Annotated in this window: 6 protein-coding genes; 4 read left to right on the forward strand and 2 right to left on the reverse strand. The window is 77.8% G+C overall.

Features of this window, described 5'->3' with window-relative positions; all coding sequences use genetic code 11:
• Positions 1 to 1,617, reverse strand: a 1,617-nt coding sequence (locus MNZ29_RS23460; RefSeq protein ID WP_242356995.1) for an endonuclease MutS2, incomplete at its 3' end; no start/stop codon positions are given.
• Positions 1,618 to 1,699: 82 nt separating this feature from the next.
• Between MNZ29_RS23460 and MNZ29_RS23465 the strand changes: the two genes are divergently transcribed.
• Complete coding sequence (locus MNZ29_RS23465; protein ID WP_242356997.1) at positions 1,700 to 2,473, forward strand: tetratricopeptide repeat protein; 774 nt, start codon at positions 1,700 to 1,702, stop codon at positions 2,471 to 2,473.
• A gap of 64 nt (positions 2,474 to 2,537) precedes the next feature.
• On the opposite strand, the gene MNZ29_RS23470 is transcribed toward MNZ29_RS23465, so the two are convergent.
• Positions 2,538 to 2,966: a hypothetical protein gene (locus MNZ29_RS23470; protein ID WP_242341531.1), complete on the reverse strand. Its 429-nt coding sequence runs from the start codon at positions 2,964 to 2,966 to the stop codon at positions 2,538 to 2,540.
• A gap of 207 nt (positions 2,967 to 3,173) precedes the next feature.
• On the opposite strand from MNZ29_RS23470, the gene MNZ29_RS23475 reads away from it, so the two are divergent.
• From MNZ29_RS23475 to MNZ29_RS23485, 3 genes are all read left to right on the forward strand, one after another.
• Positions 3,174 to 3,368: a hypothetical protein gene (locus tag MNZ29_RS23475; protein ID WP_242356999.1), complete on the forward strand. Its 195-nt coding sequence runs from the start codon at positions 3,174 to 3,176 to the stop codon at positions 3,366 to 3,368.
• A gap of 27 nt (positions 3,369 to 3,395) precedes the next feature.
• Positions 3,396 to 4,520, forward strand: coding sequence for a glycosyltransferase family 4 protein (locus MNZ29_RS25090; protein WP_242357001.1), 1,125 nt, complete (start codon positions 3,396 to 3,398; stop codon positions 4,518 to 4,520).
• A gap of 61 nt (positions 4,521 to 4,581) precedes the next feature.
• Positions 4,582 to 5,215 (forward strand): lysylphosphatidylglycerol synthase transmembrane domain-containing protein (locus MNZ29_RS23485; protein WP_242357003.1); only part of this gene is annotated, 634 nt, incomplete at its 3' end.

Here is a 5,215-nt window from a genome sequence, read left to right on the forward strand (position 1 = left end):
CGCGCGCCGCTCCTCGGCGAGCCGCGCCCGCTCGTCGTCGAGCGCGCGGAGCGCCTGGCCGAGCGCGCCGCCCTGGCCGGTCAGCGCCGCGCGGGCCCGCTCCACGACGGGCCCGGGCAGCCCCACGCGCGCGGCGACCTCGATCGCGGACGAGCTCCCCGGGCTGCCGAGGTGGAGCTGGTAGGTGGGGGCGAGCCGCTCCGCGTCGAACCCGACGCGCGCGTTGGCGTAGTGCGTGTCGGTGAGCGCGAGCGCCTTGAGCTCGTCGAGGTGCGTCGTGACGAGCACGGCCGCGCCGCGCTCGACGAGCGACTCCAGGATCGCCGCGGCGAGCGCCGCGCCCTCGCGCGGATCGGTGTCGGCGGCGATCTCGTCCACCAGGACGAGCGACCCCGGGACCGCCCCGGCGAGCATCTCCTTCACCGCGGCGAGGTGTGCGGTGAAGGTGGACAGATCCTTCGTGAGATCCCCGCGCTCGTCGACGGCCGCCTTCACCTCGAGGAAGAAGGGGAGCCGCGAGCCGGCGGCGGAGGCGACCGGCAGGCCCGCGCGGAGCATGAGCGCGGACAGGCCGACCGCGGTGATGGCGACGGTCTTCCCGCCGCCGTTCGGGCCCGACACGATGAGGGCGCGGGCGGGCGGGTCGAGCCGCACGTGGCTCGCCACCACCTTCTTGCCCTGCAGGACGAGGAGCGGGTGGCGCAGCGAGAGGAGCTCGAACCCCGCGCCGGGCGCGAGCACCTCGGGGGCGCGCGCGTCGAGGTCGGAGGCGAGCAGCGCCGAGCCCTCGAGCACGTCGAGCGCGGCGAGGAGCTCGAGGTCGCGCGCGAGCGCGCCCGAGCCGGCCATGAGCGCCTGGGTGAGCTCGCGGAGGATGCGCTGCTCCTCCTCCGCCGCGACGGCGTTCGCGATCGACAGCTCGTTGCCGAGCTCGACCATGGAGTCCGGCTCGACGAAGAGCGTCTGGCCCGACTGGGAGGCGTTGTGGACGATGCCGGGGACGGCGGAGCGCGCGCTCGCGAGCACCGGCAGGACGTAGCGCTCGTTGCGGATGGTGAAGTAGGTGTCGCGCAGGTGGCGCTGCATCTCGGCGTCGGCGAGGAGCGCCTCCACGTGGACCTTGAGCGCGCGGTGCAGGCCACGCGCCCGCTCCCGGGCCTGGGCGAGCTCGGGGCTGGCCCGGTCGGAGATCGCGCCCGACGGCTCGATGGCGCGCTCGACGCGGTCCGCGAGCGCGGCCGACGGCGAGAGCGGCTCCGCGATCGCCCACAGGCGCGGGGTCTCCGCCGCGCGCGCCTCGAGGAGCCCGCGCGTCCGCGCGGCGGCGCGGGCGAGCGCGGCGCACTCCCGCAGCGCCAGCGGCTCGAGGACGCCCCCCTTGCTCGCCCGCTCGAGGTGCCCGGCGACGTCGCCGACTCCGCCGAGCGGCAGCGCGAGCCCGAGCTCCGACAGGCGCCGCGCCTCTCCCACCCGCAGGAGCGCCTCGCGCGCGGCGTCGGCGGTCGGCTGGAAGGGGAGGTCGAGGGCGCGGGCCCGGCCGGCGGGCAGCCTGCAGCGCGCGGCGATGGCGGAGAGGATCTCGGGCCAGCCGAGCTCCCGTTGCGTGCGGTCGGTCATCGGACGCCGCTCCACTTACCCCTTCCCGCGCCGCTGCGCCACAGGCCGGATTACGGGCGCCGCCCCGTGGTTATATGGCAGCGTGAAGCGCCTGCCCCTCGCCCCCTTCCTCGCGCTCGGCGCCGTGCTCGCCGCGTGCGCCTCCGCGCCGCCCCTCCCGACCGCGCCGCTCGCCCCGCGGGCGGTGCCTCCCGCGGCGCCGGTCCCCGGCTCGGAGGCGCTCCTCGCCGAGGCCCTCGCCCTGCGCGCGGCAGGCGAGCCCGCGAAGGCGCGGCTCCGGCTCGAGGAGGCGCTCGCGGCGGCGCCCGCCCGCGACGACGTCCGGATCGAGCTCGCCGAGCTGCTCGTCGCGGACGGCCGCGAGCTCGACCGGGCGCGGGAGGTGCTCGCCGGCGTCCGGCGCCGCACCGTCGACGCCCGCTGGGATCTCGCGAGCGCCCGCCTCGCGGAGCTGACCGGCGACGACGAGGGGGCCCAGGCCGCCTACGGACGCGCGCTCATGCTCGGGGAGGACGCCGACCTCCGCCTGCGCCGCGCGCTCGCGCTCTCGCGGCTCGGGCGCGCCGGCGACGCCATCGCCGAGCTCGAGCGGGCCCGCGCCGCCCGACCCGGGGACGGCGCGGTCCGGGCGCAGCTCGCGGACGCCTACGAGGCCGCCGGGCGCCTCGCCGAGGCCGAGGCGGAGCTCGTCGCCGCGGCGCGCAGCGCGCCCGGCCGGGCGGCTGGATGGACCCGCCTCGCGCGGTTCTACGAGCGGACTGGGCGGAGCGCCGAGGCGGCGCGCGCCGACGAGAAGGCGCGCGCCGCGACCCGACCCGCGCGCACCCTGAGGCCGCTCTTGCCCTCGCGGCGGTGACGGCGCGGGCGAGGCCCGGCCTCGCCTTCGGGGCCGGCGCGTCTCGAAAGAGACGGCGGCCGGCTCAGGTCCGCATGCGCTCGGCGATCCAGGCGACCAGGAAGGATCGCGGGACCCCCGCGGCGAGGCTGCCGACGAGGAGGGCGAGGGGCGCCGACAGGTAGATGAGCGCGAGCAGCCCGCCCGAAAGCACCCACAGCCCCGAGAGGAGCAGCCCGAGGTTGCGCACCCGCCGGTCGGTGCCGTCGAGCGCGGCCGCGAGCGTGGCGGTCATGAGGCCGTTGACGCCGGACGCGGCGATGGACACCGCAATGGCGATGGTTCCGCGGTCGAGCGCGACGAGGTCCCGGAACGGCCCCGCCACGTGGTCGAGGAGCAGGTAAGGGGGCGTCGTCCAAGGGAGCCGGCTCGCGAGCGCGTCGACGGTGAGGTGCGCGGCCGCGGCGATGGCGGCGGTGACGGGCACCCGGGTGCGGAGGGTCCGCTCGGACATCCGCGCGTCCTAGCAAAGTTCCGAGGGTGAACGCCAGAGGACCGGGCGGGCCCACCGCCGGGGCCGGTTGGCCGGCTCGAGAGCGGGTGTCTACGTTTGGCGTCGGGAGGAAGTCCATCCGTGCCGCACTCCGGTCCGTCGGTCTCACGAGGTCATCTGCGCCTGGCCACTCTCCCCGCGGCGCCGCATCGGGCAGAGCGCCGGTTGGTGCTGTTCGTCCGAGCCGCGGCGGCGGCCCTCGCCATGCTGTGGTTGACCGCGGCGGCGTGGCTCTCGGCCGCCCTGGCGCTCGCGCCGCTCGCCTTCCGGCGCGCGCCGCTCGGCCGGCGCGTGAGCCCGATGCCGCCCCGCGAGGCGCGGGTCATTCCCTTCCAGCCCCGCCGCCAGGCGCTGACGCGCTGAGGCGGCCCGCCCCGCGGAGCCGGCAGCGTGCGCATCGGCGTCGTGACCGAGGAGTACTACCCGAGCCTCGGCGGCATCCCCGAGCACGTCGAGAACTTCGCCCGCGAGGCGCGGCGCCTCGGGCACAGCGTCAAGATCGTCACGAGCGTCATGCCCGACGCCGCCAAGGGCGCGCCGCCGTCGCTCGACGCGGAGTCCGCGGACGTGCTGCGGGTCGGCGCGAGCCGGCCGCTCGTCCACCGCGGCGCCGTCGGGCGGGTGACCGGTGGGACGGGGGTCGGCGTCGCCCTGCGGGACATCCTCGCGCGCGAGCGGTTCGACGTCGTCCACGTGCACGCGCCGCTGTCGCCGGTCCTGCCGCTCCTCGCCATCCACCACGCGACGGGGCCGGTCGTCGGCACGTTCCACCCGGGCGCGCGCCCCGGCCTCCTGTTCCGGCTCGCGCGCGGCGCGCTGCAGCGCTACGCCGACCGGCTCGACGCGTCCATCGCGGTCTCCCGCGCCGCGCTCGCGCCCTACGGCGACCGCCTCGGCACCGACGTGCGGATGATCCCGCACGGCGTGGACTTCGACCGGTTCTCGCGCGGGCGGCGGCTGCGGCGCTACGACGACGGCAAGCTCAACGTGCTCTGGCTCGGCCGCGTCGAGGCGCGGAACGGGCTCGATCGGATGATCGGCGCGTTCCACCGCGCGTGGAAGCAGATCGACGCGCGGCTCATCGTGGTGGGCGACGGGCCGGGGCTCTCCCGCGCCCGCGCGCGGGTCCCGCGCGAGCTCGAGGAGGACGTGGTGTTCGCCGGGCGCGTCCACGGCGAGCGGCCGGACTGGTACGCGACGGCCGACGTCTTCTGCGCGCCCTCGCAGGCGCCCAGCGCGGGCGTGACGCTCCTCGAGGCGATGGCGGCTGGCAAGCCCGTGCTCGCCTCCGACGTCGACGGGTACGGGGAGATCGTCCAGCACGGCCGCGAGGGGGAGATCCTGCCCGCCGCGGACGAGGCGGCGTGGGCGCGGGCGCTCCTCCGCCTGGCGCGCGAGCCGGCACGCGGCGCCGCGTACGGCGACCGGGGCCGGCTCACGGCCCAGCGCTTCGCCTGGCCGTCGGTGGCACGCGAGGTGCTCGGGGTGTACCGGTCCATCGGCGTTCGCGGGTGATTCCGGCGGCCGCGCCGCGCAGGCTTTCGCTCGGACGGGTCCGCGGTTAGTCTGTCGCGCCGTGTCCGCCCTCTGGCAGCGCCTCCGTCGCCTGGCCGTCCCGCCCGAGGGCAACCTCGGCCGGAGGCCGATCCTGCGGCTCGTCGGGCTCCTGCTGGTCGCGGCGTTCGCGGGGGTCGCCCTCGCGAACGTCGACCTCTCCGAGCTCGTCGAGACGCTCGCCTCGGCGAGGCCCGAGGCGCTCCTCCTCGCCATGGCCGCGAACGTCGTCTCGCAGTGGCTGCACGCGGGCCGCTGGGCAGCGGTCGTCCGGCCGCCCGGCGTGCGCGTCCGGGCGCGCGACGCGTTCGCGCCGCTCGTCGCGGGCTACGCGGTCGGGGTGGCCGTGCCGGCGCGCGCGGGAGACTTCGTCCGCGCCCACCTCCTCGCCCGCCGGACCGGTCTCTCCACCACCTCCGTCCTCGCCGCGGCGCTCCTCGACTACGTCGTGGGGACGGCGACGCTCGTCCCGCTCATCGCGGGGCTCGCCCTCGCCACGCCGCTGCCGGCTTGGGCTCGCGACGCCCTGCTCGCGTTCGCGTTCGTCGGCGGCGCCGGGCTCGCGGCGGTGTGGCTCGCGCGGCCGCGCGCCGGCCACGACGCCTCGGGCCGCGGCCTCGCCGGCGTCTGGGCGCGGCTCCGCGCCGGCCTCGGCG

Source organism: Anaeromyxobacter sp. SG64, assembly GCF_022690745.1.
In the GTDB taxonomy this organism is placed as follows: Bacteria; Myxococcota; Myxococcia; order Myxococcales; family Anaeromyxobacteraceae; genus Anaeromyxobacter; species Anaeromyxobacter soli.

Bases quoted from the DNA above. Each gene is read 5' to 3' on its own strand.
- MNZ29_RS23470 (WP_242341531.1), bottom strand. From the start codon at position 2,966: ATGTCCGAGCGGACCCTCCGCACCCGGGTGCCCGTCACCGCCGCCATC.